Raw genomic sequence first — 15,989 nt, forward strand, 5'->3', positions numbered from 1 at the left:
TCGCTCAGAACTTCTGTTGGTAGCCCACGTAGAAATAGCGGTCGATGTCGAAGGCGGGGTTGTACGGCGGGCTGCCACCACCGGCGCTGGACACGTTGTAGTACAGCGGGCCCTTGCGCGCGAATACGTTGTTGATGCCGACGCGGAAGTTTCCGTTCCAGGGAGCCTGCCAACGTAACTGAGCGTCGTGGAACGCGACCGAACCCTTGCGGCTCACGCCGGTGGCGCCGCTGATGGCGTTGATCTCGTCAGGCCGGTTGCACTCGACCGTGGACGACCAGCACGAGTCCTTGAGTCCGTCGAAGTAACGCACGGTCCACGTGGCACCGAAGCGCCGCCATGACCAGTCGAGCGAGAGATTCGAGCGTACGCGGTACAGGCCCTGCGCGCCGTTCATGTAACCGGCCAGCTGTCGTGGCGGAGAACCCGGACTACTCGATTGCGTGTAGTCCTTCAGATAGGTGCTATCGGAAAGCAGGGTGAACTCGCCGTAGCGCGTTTCCGGGAAGCGATAGTGCGCGCCGAGGTCATAGCCTTCCGTGCGCAACGTGCCCAGGTTGGCCAGGCTTTCGTCCAGGGACGTGATGTGCCCGTCCGCCGCGCGCGTGAAGCGTCCGCAATAGGTCGGGTCGTTGCGTACGTAGCAGAAGTTGAGGATGTCGCCCGCGAGGATCGGCGTGATCACGTCGCGGATGTCGACCTTGTAATAGTCGAGCGTGACATCGAGACCGTCGAGGTAGCCGGGGCTGTAAACCAAGCCGGCGGTGCGTGTGATCGACGACTCCGGCTTCAGTGCGGGGTTGGCACCGGTGCGAAAAGCGACGGGATTCTGGCCACCGGTGGCGGAGTTGACCTGGGCGCCCGACTGGTCGATCTGCCGATAATTCGCCGGTACACCAGCCGCGGCGCAGCGTCCACGAACACCCGCGTCGGAAGCGGCCGCACCGTAGGCGCTGTCGCAGGGGTCGAGGAAGCTTTCGAAGCTCTCGCTCGAGCCGGCGTAGAGATCGGCGACGGTGGGTGCGCGGAAGCCCTCGGCATACGTACCGCGCAGAAGCAGATCGTCGAACGGCTTCCAGCGGAAGCTGTACTTGTTGTTGGTGCGTCCACCGAACGCGGTGTAGTGCGAGTACCGCGATGAGGCATTCACCGCCAGTTCGCGAGCGAAGGGCAGGTCGGTCAGCAGGGGTACGTCGAGCTCGAGATAGGCCTCGTTGACGATGTAGCCGCCGTTGGTCGGATTGCTGGCCAGCTGGGTGGTCAGTCCGGCGGAATCGTCGGCATCGGGCACGTAGCGGCCGTTTTCGGTCCGATGCTCCAGGCCGCCGGCGACGCGCACGGTGCCGGCGGGCAGGTCGAACACACCGCCGGTCAGGTTGGCGACCACGTCGTTGGTACGGGTGACCTGATGAGCGGTGGTCGTGGACTGCACGTAGTTCCACACGGCGTCCGGCGTGCCACCGGGACCCGCGAGGATGTTCCAGGGCACGCAGCCTGCCGCGCGATCCGCGGCGTTCGCGCAGACGACGTTGCCATTGACGACCGCGGTGGGCCCGAGGGCCTTGGCCGCATTGACCAGATTGAGGTTGCCACTGTCGGTGCGGCTATCGCGTGCCTCGGAATACCCGTAGGTCACATCCCAGTTCCAGGTGCGATCGCCCCAGAGGAAGCTGCCCTCGGCGCCGGCATCGGCGTGGAAAGCCTTGCTCTTCGCCCAGCTGATGCGCGGCAGTTCGGTGGTGCGGCGGAAGAAATCGGTGTCGTAGCCGGGGAACGGGTTGTAGGCGTTGCCGGGATCGATGACGAGATCGCTGGTGCGACCCGAGCCACTCTCCAGGGGATAACCCGCGGCCTGGCTGCGCGTGTCGCGCACGCCGTAGCTCGCCATGCCGCGCAGGGCGATGTCGTCGGTGAGGTTGTAGCGGCCCGTCGCGAACAGGTTGCGCAGCTTGCTGCTGGCGCGGAAGGTCATGTCCTGCGGCGTCGAATATTTGTCGGCGTTGCTGTTGACGTCGTACGGATGGTAATTGGCGAGATCCGCGGTGTTGCCGACCACGCCGCCGGGGTGGTTGACCACATAGCGGTTGGGCATCCACGAACCGTCGGTGGCATAGGAGCCGGCGCCGGCCGTTCCCGGCGCGCGGGGATCGACCACACCGCCATAGGGGCCCATGCCGAACCCGTCGTCGGGATGGCGCGGGCCATACGCCGTGCTGGTCAGCGAGCGCTTGCTGTCGGACAGCGCGTCGCCGTCTTCGTAGCTGGCGCCGAGAATGATCGAGGCGCGCTGGGTGCTTTTGCCCCAGGTGAACGTGCCGTTTTTCTGGCTACCGTCGCCCTTGCCGTTGACGCCGTAGAGCACATCCGCGGAGGCGCCTTCAAAGCGGTCGGTGGTGACAATATTGACGACGCCGCCGATGGCGTCCGAGCCGTAGATCGACGAGGCGCCGTCCTTGAGGACTTCGATGCGCTCGACGATCGCCACGGGAATGGTCGAGAGGTCGGTGAGGCCGTTCAGGCTGGTGGCCCAGCGACGGCCGTTGACCAGGATCAAGGTACGCACGGCGCCAAGGTTACGCAGGTTGGCGTAGCGGCCACCGGCGTCGGTGCTGGACGAGAGCGTGTCCTGCGGGGTGACTTCCGGCGTCCCCGCGGACGGAATTCGGCCGATGACATCGGCCAGGCTGGTCAGGCCCGTGTCGCGGATGGCCTGGCGATCCATGGTGAAGACGGGCTGGGCGGTTTCGACGTCGGTGCCGCGGATTCGCGAACCGGTGACGCTGACGTTCACCGGCGCAAGCATCTCGGCGGACGGGCTGGTCTCTTGGGCGCGGACGCCAATGTTGAGCAAACAGGCTCCGAGCGCTACGGCAAGCGCTACGCGTCGCCCTGCGACGAGGCGCTTGTGCCCGGAACTGACGTACATACCCTGAAGCCTCCCAAGCCCCGCCATACCCCACCCGGGCTCGACGATCCCCCGAAGATAACGCGTGCGGCGTGACGGCGGCAACCGGCGGAAGTCATGCTCTCCTTCCGCCGGCCGCCTCCTGGCTCGTTACTGGGTCGATGCCGTCGTCTGCGGCTGGCCGGGGCCGATGTTCTTCTCCAGGAACGCCGCGAGCCGGTTGTACATCTCCTCGACATTGGCTGGCTTGACGAAGCCGTGGCGCTCGTCGGCCTTGGTCAGCGTCTCGTACGGCTTATGCGCCGCGTCCAGGGCGGCACGCATGGCCTTGAACTGGGCAAACGGGGCGCGCTGGTCGTCTTCGCCGTGAATCAGGAATACCGGCACGTCGATCTTGTCGGCGAGATGGACCGGGGAGTTCGCCGCCAAGTCGGCCTCGTCCCGGCCGATGACGCGGGTGAGGTAGTTGACGCCCGACTTCTTCTCCTGGATGTCGCCCTTGTTGTACATCATGTCCAGATCGTAAATGCCGTCGTAGGCCACGGCGCACTTGAATACGCCCGGTGCGCGCACCGGGGTCATCAGGGCCGAATAGCCGCCGAAGCTGGCGCCGAAGACGCACACCCGCTTCGGGTCGGCATAGTTCTGCGCGATCGCCCACTTCACGCCGTCGATCAGGTCTTCCTGAATCCGGGTGCCCCACTTCAGGAAGCCGGCGGTTTCAAAGCTTGTCCCGCGCAGCGCCGAGCCCCGGTAATTCACCTGCAGCACGAGATAGCCGCGGCTGGCCAGGAACTGCGCGTTAGTGTCGTAGTACCACTCGTCGGCGATGCCGTGAGGGCCACCGTGGGGCAACAGCACCATCGGCAAATCGGCCTCCGGGCGACCCTTCGGGAAGGTGAGGATGGCCTCGAGTTCCAGGCCGTCGCTGGCCTTGAAGTGGAGGGGACGCCGCTCGGACATCGTCGCCGGGTCGATCCACGGCTTCGCATCGAACAGCTTGCTTACCTTGTAGGTTTTGGTATCGATGAGCATGTAGCGGCCGGGTTCGCGGTCGCTCGTCACCTCGAACATCAGTTGGCCGCCGTCCCGACTGAAGTCGACGAACTTGACGAAGGTGCCTGGAAACTTCAGCGACAAGGCCATATGAAGCTTCGAGATCGGCGCCTGCGGGTCGATGTATTCAACCTTCGGAATGCCCGTGTCGACGATCGTGCCGAAGGGGCGCAAGGGCGCCGGCGTCCACAGGCCGCCTGGGGATACCTTGCCGAAGTCGTCCTTACGGATGACCTTGAGGTTGCTGCCGTCCTCGTCCTCTTCAATGAGCTCGCCGCCCCGGCCTTCGGGGCTTGCGACGGCATAGAACCGTTTGTCGTTGTTCGCCACGGAAGCCAGGGGCCGCAAGCCGCGATGTTCCTGATCGAGGGCGAGCTTCGCCCAGCCGCCGCCCTCGCGGTGGTACACCGCCCACTTGTAGTCGATACCATCGCCGTAAGCGAAGCGCGCCGTGCCATCGGGCGCGATCATGAAGTTCATGTTGGGCTGGCCGATGTCGGCCAGCTGCTTGCGTGCACTTGTCTGCGCATCGATGTCGTATAGGGTGCTGCGTTCCTGGTCGTTCCACAGAGTGGCGCGCGCGTAGAAGTGGCCGTTCGCGTCGATCGGTGCGCCTTCGAGGGTGCCCCACCCGCGGTCGATCGCACGCGTAGCGTTGCGCCTGCCGACGGCTTCGTAACCGAAGAGGTAATCCGGGTTTTTGCCATTGACGTCGATGGCCATCAGCTCGCCGGTATACGAAGCCTGCCCGATCGAGCCGTCGATCTTGCCGCGTGCAACCACCAGTCGGGTGTTGCTGGCCCAAAGCATGTTCGCCGGTGTTTCGTAGGGCGGCATGCGGATCAGGGTCACCGGCGTGGTCATGTCGCCGACCTTGTAGATCGCCAGGCCATCGGTCTTGCCGTCGGGATCGTGGAAGGCCATGGAGACGTACTGGCCATCCGGCGAAAGGCGGGGCTCGGTGAGTGGCATCCGGCGGGCGAAGTCCGCCACCGGGATCAACTCGGCCGCACCGGCGGCGGTCGTGACAAGGCAAAGCGCGGCCAGCAACGGCCGCACGAAACGGTGATTCATCGTTTACTCCCCTGATGGTGCATCCATGTCGGCGCCCGGTCTCCGGATAGCTCCGTGAGCCGGGCGCCCGCGTGTTACTGCGTCGACGCTGTCGCCTGCTGACCGCTGCCTATGTTCCTGTCGAGGAACGCCTGCAGCTTGTTATAGAACTCCTCGATGTTCTCCGGCTTGACGAACCCGTGCTTCTCGCCGGACTTGGTGAGGACTTCATAGGGCTTGTGGGCAGCATCCATCGCCGCGCGCATGGCCTTGAACTGGGCGAAGGGCACGCGCTCGTCATCCTCGCCGTGAACCAGCAGGACCGGCACGGTGATCTTGTCGGCCAGATGGTCGGGCGAGTTCGCGGCGAGGTCGGCATCGTCGTGGCCGACCACCGTGGTGAGGTAGCTGCGCCCGGTCTTGGTCGATTTGATGTCGCCCTTGCTGTACATCATGGCCAGGTCGTACAGGCCCGCGTAGCCCACGGCGCACTTGAACATCCCCGGCTCGCGGATGGTGGTCATCATGGCCGAGTAGCCGCCGAAGCTGGCGCCATAGACACAGATGCGCTTGGGGTCGGCGTAGCTCTGGGCGATGGCCCACTTCACGCCGTCGATCAGGTCCTCCTGGACCCGCGTGCCCCAGTTGAGATAACCGGCCTCCTCGAAACCGTTTCCGCGACCGCCGGAACCACGGTAATTCACTTGCAAGACCAGGTAGCCGCGATTGGCCAGGAACTGGGCGTCTTCATCGTAGAACCAGTCGTCCTTGATGCCGATCGGGCCGCCGTGCGGTACGAGCACCATCGGCAGGTTGGTCTCGGGCTTGCCTTTGGGGAAGGTGAGGATCGCCTCGAGCTCCGTGCCGTCGCTGGCCTTGAAGCGTAGCGGGCGGCGCTCGGCCATCTTTTCGGGGTCGATCCAGGGCGCGATGGCGAACAGGCTGCTTGCCTTGTACGTCTTGGTGTCGATCAGCATGTAGCGGCCCGGGTCGCGGTCGCTGGATACGCCGAACATCAGCTGGCTGCCGTCCTCGCTGAAATCGATGAAGTTGACGAAGCTTCCCGGGAACTTCAGCGACAGCGCCCTGTGCAACTTGGAAATGGTTTCCTGCGGATCGACGTAGGTCACCTTGGGAATGCCACTCTCGGCGTAGGTGCCGAAGGGGCGCAGCGGCACCGGTGTCCACAATCCGTTTGACGTGACAAGACTGAAATCGTCCTTGCTGACCACCCGACGATTGCCGCCATCCTCGTCCTGCTCGACGAACTCGCCACCCATGCCGTTGGGACTGTAGCGAGCGTAGATGCGGTTGCTGCCGGCGACCGAGGCGATGGGAACGAAGCGCTGCAGATCTCCGTTCTCGGGCACCTTGGCCCAGCCGCTACCTTCGCGATGGAACACCACGTAGGTGAAGTTGGTGTCCGTGCCGAACGAGAATTTCGCGACGCCATCGGGCGAGATCATGAAGCTCATGTCGCCGATGCCGATGTCGGCCATCTGCTTGCGGGTACTGGAGGTGGCGTCGACGTCGTAGAGCGTGCTGCGGTCCTTGTCGGACCACGACGTGGCGCGCAGGTAGAAGTGACCGTTGCTCTGCGCCGGTGTGCCTTCGATCTCGCCCCAGCCCGAGTCGGTCTGGCGCGTGGCCGAGCGCTTGCCAACCGCCTCGTAGCCATACAGGTAGTCGGGATTCTTGCCGTCGATATCGACGGCCATGATCTCGCCGGTGTACGAGGTGTTGCCGATCGAGCCGTCCTGCTTGCCGCGGGCAACGACCAGACGCGTGGCGCTCGCCCAGACGATCTCGGCCGGGAGCTCGTAAGGGGGCATCCGGATGAGGGCGACTGGCTGGGTCGGTTTCTCGACAAGGTAGATGGCCACCCCGTGCGACTTGCCATCCGGGTCGTGATAGACCACCGAGAAATGTTTGCCGTCGGGCGAGAGGCGCGGCATGGTCAAGGGCAGGCGACGGGCGAAATCGGCCGCCGGAATGAGATCGGCGGCAGCTACGCCGGTGGCACACGCGGCCAGGCACAACGCGGCCAGCAGCGGCCGCGCGAAGCGGTACTTCATGTTCGACTCCCCTTGCTTTGGTGTACATCCTTTACACGCCGTCCTCCCCGGACAGCGCCCACGCCGGGATATAGCCCATTCCGGGGCCGCCCACAAGGCGACCTGCGGGCCGGAGGGGGCGGTACACTTGCGTCCTGCGTTCTTCCTGGGGCCTCCATGGCAACTCCGTTCGTCGTCAATATCGATCCCGTCGCGCTGTCCCTCGGACCTCTCCAGGTCCATTGGTACGGGCTCATGTACCTGGGCGGCTTCCTCGGCGGATGGGGGCTCGGCGAGTATCGCCGCCGGCAGGGTCGCTTGCCTGTCAGCGCGGACCGCTTCGGCGACCTCATGTTCTACTGCATGATGGGCGTGGTGCTGGGCGGCCGGGTCGGCTACATGCTGTTCTACACGGCCATCTCCTGGATATGGACCGACCCCCTGGCCCTCTTCCGCATCTGGGACGGCGGCATGTCCTTCCATGGCGGCCTGCTCGGTGTGGTGGTGGCCGGCATCTGGTGGTCGCGGCGGAACAACGTCAAGTTCTTCGACACGATCGACTTCGTCGCACCGCTGGTGCCCCTGGGCCTGGGGCTCGGCCGCCTGGGCAACTTCATCAACGGCGAGCTGTGGGGCAAGCCCACCGACCTGCCCATCGGCATGATTTTCCCGCACGCGCCCGATGCGCTGCCGCGCCATCCCAATCCGCTCTACGAGTTCGCACTCGAAGGCGTCGTGATGTTCGCCGTGCTCTGGATCTTTTCGCTCAAGCCGCGCCGGCGCTATGCCGTCTCGGGCCTGTTCGCCCTGATGTATGGCTGCTTCCGCTTCATCATCGAATTCGTTCGCGTGCCCGACGCCCAGTTGGGCTACCTGGCCTTCGGTTGGGTCACGATGGGGCAGGTCCTTTCCCTGCCGCTGATCGCGCTGGGCATCCTGTGGCTGGCGATGTCGCGCCGCGCGCCCTACGCCCCTCTCGCTCCCGTCGCGGCCACCCCCGCGACGGCGACCTGATATCGTCCCGAGCCATGCAGTCCTATCTCGAACTCCTGCGCCATGTGCGCGACCACGGCACCGAGAAATCGGACCGGACCGGCACCGGCACGCGCAGCGTGTTCGGCTGGCAGATGCGTTACGACCTGGCGAAGGGTTTCCCGCTGGTCACGACGAAGAAACTGCACCTGCGCTCCATCGTCCATGAGCTGATCTGGTTCCTGCAGGGCGATACGAATATCGCTTACCTGAAGGAAAACGGGGTCGGCATCTGGGACGAGTGGGCCGACGAGAAGGGTGACCTCGGCCCCGTCTACGGACGCCAGTGGCGTGCGTGGCCCACGGCCGACGGCAAGGTGGTCGACCAGATCGCCTGGGTGGTGGACGAGATCAAGCGCAACCCGGATTCGCGTCGTCTTATCGTCTCCGCGTGGAACGTGGGCGAGTTGCCGAAGATGGCGCTGATGCCCTGTCACACGATGTTCCAGTTCTACGTGGCCAACGGCAAACTCTCCTGCCAGCTGTACCAGCGCTCGGGCGATATCTTCCTCGGCATCCCGTTCAACATCGCCAGCTACGCGCTGCTCACCCACATGATCGCCCAGGTGACCGGGCTGGACGTGGGCGACTTCGTGCACACACTGGGCGATGCGCACCTGTACTCGAACCACATGGAGCAGGCGGACAAGCAGCTGCTTCGCGAGCCGCGCCCGCTTCCCCGGCTTTCGCTTAACCCGGAGGTGAAGTCGATCTTCGACTTCCGCTTCGAGGATGTGGCCATCGTGGACTACGATCCGTATCCGGCGATCAAGGCACCTGTGGCGGTGTGATCCCCCGTACGGCTAATCTGTAGCCATGCGAGCGAAGCCCAATGCACAGCCCAACCAGAGCTTGATCGACGGCATTCTCACGCTGCAGGCGCTGGCTTCAGCGTCCGAGCCCGTGGGTTGCCGCGAACTTGCCCGCCAACTCGGTGCCAACACGACACGTGTCAATCGACTGCTGAAGACGCTGGCCTATATGGGCATCGTGCGCCAGACCTCCGATCGCAAGTACGCGCCAGGTCCCGGCATGCACGTGCTCGCGGCGCAGAGCCTGTTCGCTTCCGGCCTGATCCGCCGTGCGTTGCCCGAGCTGGAGCGACTGCGTCGGTTCGGACATACGGTGGCCATGGGCGTGCTGTGGAACGACAGCGTCAGCTATCTTTTCCATGCGCCACCAGGTATCGAGGCGGCGCGCGGTCTGGGACGTATCGGCCTGCTTCCGGCAACGACGAGCGGCATCGGTATCGTCTTGCTGGCGCAGCTACCCGACGACGAAGTACGCGAGATCTACGCCGATCGCGACATTCCGATGTTTCCCGAGGGGGTGGACAGCTTGCTCGTCACTCTCGCGAAAACCCGCAAGCAGGGCTATGCACGCGTGCACGTGGCGGACGATCGCGACCACCACATCGTCGCCGTCGCGACTGGCGAGCCGGTGGTTGCGGGTCTTGCCATGTCGGGTTGGATTCCGGAATCGGCGACGGCTGAACTGGTCGAAGCCCTGCGGCTGGCAGCGCTCGAGATCGCCTGAGGGTTGCGCCGCACTGCGCCTTGACCGTGTTGCTATTTTAGTAATACGTTCGCTACGTCTTGGTGGGGGTGCACGGCATGGCGGTAGTCATCGGGGAAGGCGCGCGGCCAGGAAGGCTTCGATGGGCGCTGTTGGCGCTGCTGTTCGTCTCCACGGTGATCAACTACCTGGATCGTCAGGCGCTTTCCATTCTCGCCACCACCATCCAGGTGGACCTGAGCATCACCGACGCGGCCTACGCACACATCGTGCAGGTCTTTCTGTTCGCGTACACGATCGCCTATCTGCTCGCCGGGCGCCTCACGGACTGGCTCGGTTCGCGCGTGGCGCTCGCTTTGTTCGTCGCGTGGTGGTCGGTAGCGAACCTGCTTACGGGACTCGCGCGCAACGCATTCGAACTCGGCGCCGCGCGCTTCGCACTTGGACTGGGCGAGCCTGGTAACTACACGGTTGGATCGAAGGTGGTATCGGAGCGTTTCCCGGCGGGCGAGCGTGGCCTCGCGTTCGGTATCTACACGGCTGGCGCGATGGTCGGTGCCACGCTGGCGCCGCCACTCATCGGTGGTGTCGCCATGGTCTACGGCTGGCGCTCGGCCTTCGTGGTGACCGGTGCGTCGGGGCTGCTGTGGCTTGTCGCGTGGTTGTGGATTCATCCCCGCGAAGTGCGCGCGGTGAAGGTGCCTGGCGTCGCGCAGGAAGGCGTGTTGTGGGGAACGCTGCTGCGCGACCGCACGCTGTGGTTGCTCGTGCTCTCGCGGGCGGTCGCCGACCCCGTCTGGTATTTCTACCTGTTCTGGTTTCCCAAGTACCTCAACGACGTGCGCGGGATGAAGCTGGCCGCTGTCGCCTCGGTGGCGTGGGTGGTGTATCTCGCGGCCGATCTTGGCAGCGTCGGTGGCGGTGCGATTTCCAGCTGGCTGGTCAGACGCGGCATCGAACCCGCGCGCAGCCGACTGATGGCCATGGCCGGCGCGGCCCTGATCGCGCCGGTGGGTATGTTCTCCGCGTTTCATCCCGCGTTGCCGCTGCTGTTCGCGATCGGCTCCGCGGTGGCATTCGCCCATCTGGTGTACCAGATCAACATCAGCACCCTTGTCGTCGATCTCTATCCAGGCCGCAACATCGCCACGATATTCGGCATCATCGGTGCGGGCAGCGCGCTCGGCGGCATGCTGTCCGCCCAGGTGGTGGGTAGCCTCGTATCGAGTGGAAACTTCGATCGCAGTTTCGTGCTGATGGCCTTCCTCCATCCGCTAGCATTCGGCGTAGCGTGGCTGGCCGTCCGGCTGGCACCGCGGTCGCGATTGATCGCGGACACGGTGCCGGTGTCTCAGGACACGAGCTCGGCGTAGTCCCAGAAGCGTTTGCCAGGACAGGCACCCAGCCCGGGCCCGGTCGGCAGGCTGTAGCTGCAGTCGGCATACGCCATGTCGGTATCGAGCAGCTCCAGCGAGCGCGAGAACACCGAGTGCTGCCACTCGTGCCGCCACAACCCCGGTAGGGTGACCGAGGCATGCAGGCTCGCTGCCAGGAACAGGCCGGCGCCGACCGTGGCATGTGGAGCGGTGGCGATACTACCGGCTTCGGCGAGCGCATTGATACGGCGGAACTGCGTGATGCCCGTATGGCCCATTTCCGGCTGGATGAAGGCGACCGACCGCTGCGAGACGCGCAGGCGTGCCTCGTATTCGGTGTACCACTCTTCGCCAGCGGCAATAGCGACGGGTGAGCGCCTGGCGAGCCACGCGAGACCGCCCACGTCTTCCGGCTTCACCGGTGCCTCGATGAAGTGCGGTCGATACGTAGCCATGCGCTCGATGAGTTCCAGGGCATCTTCGGGCGAGAACTTCCAGTGCAGGTCCACCATGAGCAAGGCGTCGTCGCCGAGTGCCTGGCGCAGCGCGGCCACCTCCTCGACGATGCCTTCGCTGCTGACCACGGCGTGGATCTTGAAAGCGTCGTGACCTTCGTCGCGGAAGCGTTTCGCCATCTCGACGCGTCCTTGCAGGGTGGCGGCAGGAAGGCCCGAAAGATACCCCGGTACGCGGTCGCGCTGCCGGTCGCCGAGCATCTGCCAAAGCGGTAAGCCGTGACGGCGAGCGCGCAGGTCCCACAACGCGATGTCGAGCGCGGTGATGGCATCCACGTGGAAGCCGGAGGTGCACCCGCGTACCCGCATGAGTCCATAGAGGTCGTCCCAGATCGACTCGACATCGTCCGGATGACGCCCGATCAGTTCGGGCACCAGCAGGTCGTTGATGATCTCCGTGGTCGCTCGTGGCGCGCAGATGCCATAGGTTTCGCCCCAGCCCTCGCTGCCGTCGGCGGCCGTGATGCGCACGGCGATGGAGCGGTCCACCGAGGGGTAGATCGTGCCGTTGCCCTTGCGAACGACATAACCACGCGAGTTGACGCGTTCACCCGGGCCGAGCGGGCCGAGGTAAGGCGTGTCCCGCGGCACGGTGACGATGAAGGTCTCGACCTTGGCGACATGGGCATTCATAGGGACATTCTCGCGCTTGCGCCAGGCGTGTTGTCGAGTGGGACCAGATCGGCGATGCGGGCGAGCAGGGCGTCGAGCTCCCGCTCGTCCCAGGCGTCCAATGCGGCGCCCGGTGCGCGGACATGCGCATTCGCGATGAGCCCGCGACGCAACAGCACGGCCTTGGTCAGGCGCCAGCGAAACACCGCCTGCATGCTCAGCAAGGGCAGGGTGCGTTCGAACAGATCGCGCGCCCCCTGGACGTCGCCCCGGTGGTAGCGCGCGAGCATGTCCACGTGCACTTCGGTCACCTCGCAGGCAGGCATCGTGCCGATGGCGCCCCGCTGCAATTCATCCATGACGTAACGTGCGCCGGCACCGCCGAAAACGGCGGCCACGTTCCCACGCGCCTGGGTCGCGAGTGCGGTGATGCGATGGCCGGAGGGCTGCGTTTCCTCCTTGACGTACGTGATGCCTTTGACGGCCGACGCCAGCGCGGCCACCTGCGCCACGCCGAGACCGACACCCATCGGCGCCGGCGCGTTCTGCAACATGATGGAGATGCCTGAAGCTGCGTGGATATCGTTGAAGTAGCGCGCCATGGCTTCGGCGTCGCCTGCGTGCGCATGCGGCGTAAGGATCATCGCCGCGACGGCGCCCGCGGCGGCACCGGCGCTGGCGAGTCGGGTTGCTGTTGCGACATCGGGATGACTCGCCCCGACGACGAAGGGAACGCGTCCGTCGATCCACTCGCCCAGCACGGTCGTTATCTGGAGTCGCTCATCCACCGAGAGCATGTCGTACTCGCTCGCCAGGCCAGGGAAGACGACGCCTGCCGCGCCCGCGGCGAGGATGTACTCGAGCACGTTGCGCGTGCCGGCGAGGTCGAGCTCACCCGACCCGTGAAAGATCGTCGGAAGTATCGGAAAAACGCCTGCCAGGTGGGTCATGTCGTGGCTTTCCTCGAAGCGGAATTTGTTGCGTTGCATCAATGATTTAGTTGTGCGGCGGTCCTTGCAACGAGGTCTATATTGCTATAATAGTTACACCATGCCAAGCAAAAAACGCGCTGGCGAACGGCGGTAACCGGCAAAATCCGCAAGACCTCGGGGGAGGAAAAACAAACATGCGTCTTACTCGTCGCACCATCCTGTCGACCTTGATTGCACAGGTGCTCTTTGCTTCCGTACCGGCCGTCGCCCAGACGAGCACGGCCAACGACACAACCACCAAGGCGCCGGTTCCTCCGGGTCAGCCGCAGGCGACCACGGCGCCGCAGGACCAGGCTCCGGTTACCCTCGAAGGCGTCACGGTGTCGGGCATCCGCCAGAGCCTGGAAAAGTCGCGAGACCTGAAGCGCGATTCCACGCAGATCGTCGACGCGATCGTCGCCGACGACATCGGCAAGCTGCCGGATACCAACGTGGCCGAATCACTGGGGCGCGTTGCCGGCGTGCAGCTCGAACGCGGCATGGGCGAGGGCAGCAGCGTGCTCGTTCGCGGCCTTAGCCAGAACGTCTATCTCTACAACGGACGCGAGATCTTCGATGCCACGGGCCGCGGCGGCAACGGCCTCGACCAGCTCAATACGTCCACTTATGGGCTGTTGACCCTCGTACCTTCCGAACTCATCTCGCGTCTTTCGGTGACCAAGCTCGCCAGCGCCGACCAGGTCGCCGGCGCCCTTGGCGGCATCATCGATATCGAAACACGCATGCCCCTGAATGTGGACGGCGACCAGAACGTGGTCAGCATGTCAGGTACGTACAGCAAGCTGGCGAAGAAGGGCGGCGGCGACGGGTTCGCCCTGTTGTCCGCGCGCACCAAGGACGAGCGCTTCGGCGCGATGATCGCCGCGACCTATAGCCATAGCACGGTGGTCCAGCAGGGCCTGGATACGTTTTCCGGCTACGCCTCGTACAAGGACACCTCGGTGACCCCGGCCGTGACACGCTACGGATCGACCGATATGCGCGCCCAGGACATCAGCGACGACCGCACGAAGAAAGGGGTCAGTGCCGTCCTGCAGTGGCGTCCCGTGCCGGGCGTGGAAATCATCGGCGATACGTTCTACTCGAAGCAGACCGCCGATCGCGACCGCTACTGGCTCGCGTTCAATCCCAGCGCCGGCTTGAGCAACGCGGTGTACTCGCCGAACAACATCCTGGTCGCCGGCCGCTCGACGAGTCCGATCCAGGCCAACACGGAAATCGCCGACATCGAAGCGGATGTCTGGTCCACGGCGCTCAAGGCGAAGTTCCAGGCCGGCGATCATCTCGACGGTTCGGCTGAAGTGTCCTACGACCGTTCGAAGGCGGATTACCACCAGAATTACATGCGCCTCCAGCCGGCGGCTGGCGTCACCTCGGTCATCGACTACGACCTGCGCCAGGGCGCCTTCGGAAGCTTCAATGTCGGTGGCGTGAACCTGACCGATCCTTCGCAGATGCGCATGAGCATCCTGTTTGACAACGACTACCGCGCGAAGACCGATGCCCCGGCTGCACGTACGGACTGGACGTGGAACTTCGACTCCGACCATTGGCGCGCGCTGGACTTCGGTGCTCGCATAACGAAGGTCAAGAGCAATCAGGATCCGTTGCGTGCAGATATCCGTCCCACCGGCGGCGTTCCTGCCACCCAGCTGAGCGACTTCCTTCGGGTCTACAGCAACGACGATTTCATGAAGGGCGAGTTCGATGGGTTGCCGCGAAGCTATCTCGGCAGCTTCCGCAATGTGTTCACCGGCTGCTCCGCTTTCACAGGCATTCCGTCGATCAGCCAGGACCCGCAATGCCTGGACGGTCGAAATAACGCGCTGGCCTACGCCGGCACCTTCAGCATCGACGAGAAGTTCAGCGAAGCGTATTCAAAGGTGGACTGGGGCTTCGATGCCGGATCCATGCCAATCTCCGGCAACTTCGGCGTGCGCTACGTGCAGCGTGAGCTGGACTCCCGAGGCAACCTGCTGTCCGGAACAGGCCAGCCCATTCCCACGGACTACCGCAGCACGGACCGCGAGTGGCTGCCCTCGGCGATCGCCAAGTGGGAGATATCCGATAAGTGGCTGCTGCGCGGTGGTGCCGCCCGCGTCGTCGCCTTCCCCAACACTGAAGATCTCAACAACGGTGTCACGCTCAACAACAACGCGGTGTTCGACAACGGCGTGCAGATCACGCCGGGAACCGGCAGTGGTGGCGCACCGGCGCTCAAGCCATTCAAGGCCGACCAGTACGACATGTCGCTGGAGTATTACTACAACGACACTGGCATGCTGTCGGCCGGCTTGTTCTACAAGGACATCTCGACTTTCATCGTCCAGCAGCAGAGCGCCGAGAGCTACGGGGGCGTGGACTATTTCGTCAACCGCAAGGTCAACGGCGATCATGCCACGGTGAAGGGGGCCGAGTTCCTGGCCCAGGTGCCTTTCACTTTCCTGCCCGAAGCGATCAACGGCTTCGGCATGGTCGCAACCTACACGTATATCGATTCGACCACGCCGATCAAGGACGTGACCGGCCAGTCGCTGAGTTTTCCAGGCTTGTCGAAGAACAACGTCAACCTGATCCTTTATTACGAGACCGGTCCTTTCAGCGCCCGGGTCGCGTACAACTGGCGCGACCATTACTTCGTGAGCCTGTCCGCCGCCAATACGGGTATCTACAACGATAACTACTCGGACCTCGCGGCGTCGGTCAGTTACAACTTTACGCCGAAGCTCTCGCTGCAGCTGCAGGCCACCAATCTCCTGGACAGCAAGCAGCGTACCTACGACGGCAGTACCGAGGGTCTGCGCACGAACGTGGTATATGGCCGTAACTACATGGCCACGGTGACCTGGCGTTTCTGATCGCGACCGGGCGCGGCAACA

At 64.4% G+C, this 15,989-nt stretch carries 10 protein-coding genes; 5 read left to right on the forward strand and 5 right to left on the reverse strand.

Annotated elements, in window-relative coordinates; genetic code table 11:
• Positions 1 to 4: 4 nt before the first annotated feature.
• The 3 genes from HB634_RS23020 to HB634_RS12460 form a co-directional block, all read right to left on the reverse strand.
• The gene (locus tag HB634_RS23020) at positions 5 to 2,926 is read right to left on the reverse strand and encodes a TonB-dependent receptor (RefSeq protein WP_276571529.1); all 2,922 of its coding nucleotides are present in this window, start codon (positions 2,924 to 2,926) and stop codon (positions 5 to 7) included.
• A gap of 129 nt (positions 2,927 to 3,055) precedes the next feature.
• The gene (locus HB634_RS12455; protein ID WP_213948780.1) at positions 3,056 to 5,035 is read right to left on the reverse strand and encodes a prolyl oligopeptidase family serine peptidase; all 1,980 of its coding nucleotides are present in this window, start codon (positions 5,033 to 5,035) and stop codon (positions 3,056 to 3,058) included.
• A gap of 74 nt (positions 5,036 to 5,109) precedes the next feature.
• Positions 5,110 to 7,089 carry a prolyl oligopeptidase family serine peptidase gene (locus HB634_RS12460; RefSeq protein ID WP_213948781.1) on the reverse strand — a complete coding sequence of 660 codons (1,980 nt, stop codon included), beginning with the start codon at positions 7,087 to 7,089 and terminating at the stop codon, positions 5,110 to 5,112.
• Between the two features lie 156 nt (positions 7,090 to 7,245).
• Here HB634_RS12460 and lgt point away from each other — a divergent pair, with 156 nt between their 5' ends.
• The 4 genes from lgt (at position 7,246) to HB634_RS12480 (ending at position 10,988) form a co-directional block, all read left to right on the forward strand.
• Positions 7,246 to 8,082: a prolipoprotein diacylglyceryl transferase gene (gene lgt, locus HB634_RS12465; RefSeq protein WP_063572562.1), complete on the forward strand. Its 837-nt coding sequence runs from the start codon at positions 7,246 to 7,248 to the stop codon at positions 8,080 to 8,082.
• 14 nt (positions 8,083 to 8,096) lie between these two features.
• On the forward strand, positions 8,097 to 8,891 hold the full coding sequence (locus HB634_RS12470; protein ID WP_213948782.1) for a thymidylate synthase: 795 nt from the start codon (positions 8,097 to 8,099) through the stop codon (positions 8,889 to 8,891).
• A gap of 25 nt (positions 8,892 to 8,916) precedes the next feature.
• On the forward strand, positions 8,917 to 9,636 hold the full coding sequence (locus HB634_RS12475; protein WP_213948783.1) for a helix-turn-helix domain-containing protein: 720 nt from the start codon (positions 8,917 to 8,919) through the stop codon (positions 9,634 to 9,636).
• Between the two features lie 77 nt (positions 9,637 to 9,713).
• Positions 9,714 to 10,988 carry an MFS transporter gene (locus HB634_RS12480; protein WP_197478421.1) on the forward strand — a complete coding sequence of 425 codons (1,275 nt, stop codon included), beginning with the start codon at positions 9,714 to 9,716 and terminating at the stop codon, positions 10,986 to 10,988.
• Here HB634_RS12480 and HB634_RS12485 read toward each other — a convergent pair.
• The gene (locus HB634_RS12485) at positions 10,967 to 12,139 is read right to left on the reverse strand and encodes a mandelate racemase/muconate lactonizing enzyme family protein (protein ID WP_213948784.1); all 1,173 of its coding nucleotides are present in this window, start codon (positions 12,137 to 12,139) and stop codon (positions 10,967 to 10,969) included. The two genes, HB634_RS12480 and HB634_RS12485, sit on opposite strands and share 22 nt — an antisense overlap.
• Complete coding sequence (locus HB634_RS12490) at positions 12,136 to 13,068, reverse strand: dihydrodipicolinate synthase family protein (protein WP_213948785.1); 933 nt, start codon at positions 13,066 to 13,068, stop codon at positions 12,136 to 12,138. The genes HB634_RS12485 and HB634_RS12490 overlap by 4 nt, the downstream gene beginning before the upstream one ends.
• A gap of 176 nt (positions 13,069 to 13,244) precedes the next feature.
• Here HB634_RS12490 and HB634_RS12495 point away from each other — a divergent pair, with 176 nt between their 5' ends.
• Positions 13,245 to 15,968, forward strand: coding sequence for a TonB-dependent receptor (locus tag HB634_RS12495; protein ID WP_213948786.1), 2,724 nt, complete (start codon positions 13,245 to 13,247; stop codon positions 15,966 to 15,968).
• Positions 15,969 to 15,989 lie beyond the last annotated feature (21 nt).

Origin of the sequence: Luteibacter sp. dw_328, assembly GCF_018449605.1 — a bacterium.
Taxonomy (GTDB): domain Bacteria; phylum Pseudomonadota; class Gammaproteobacteria; order Xanthomonadales; family Rhodanobacteraceae; genus Luteibacter.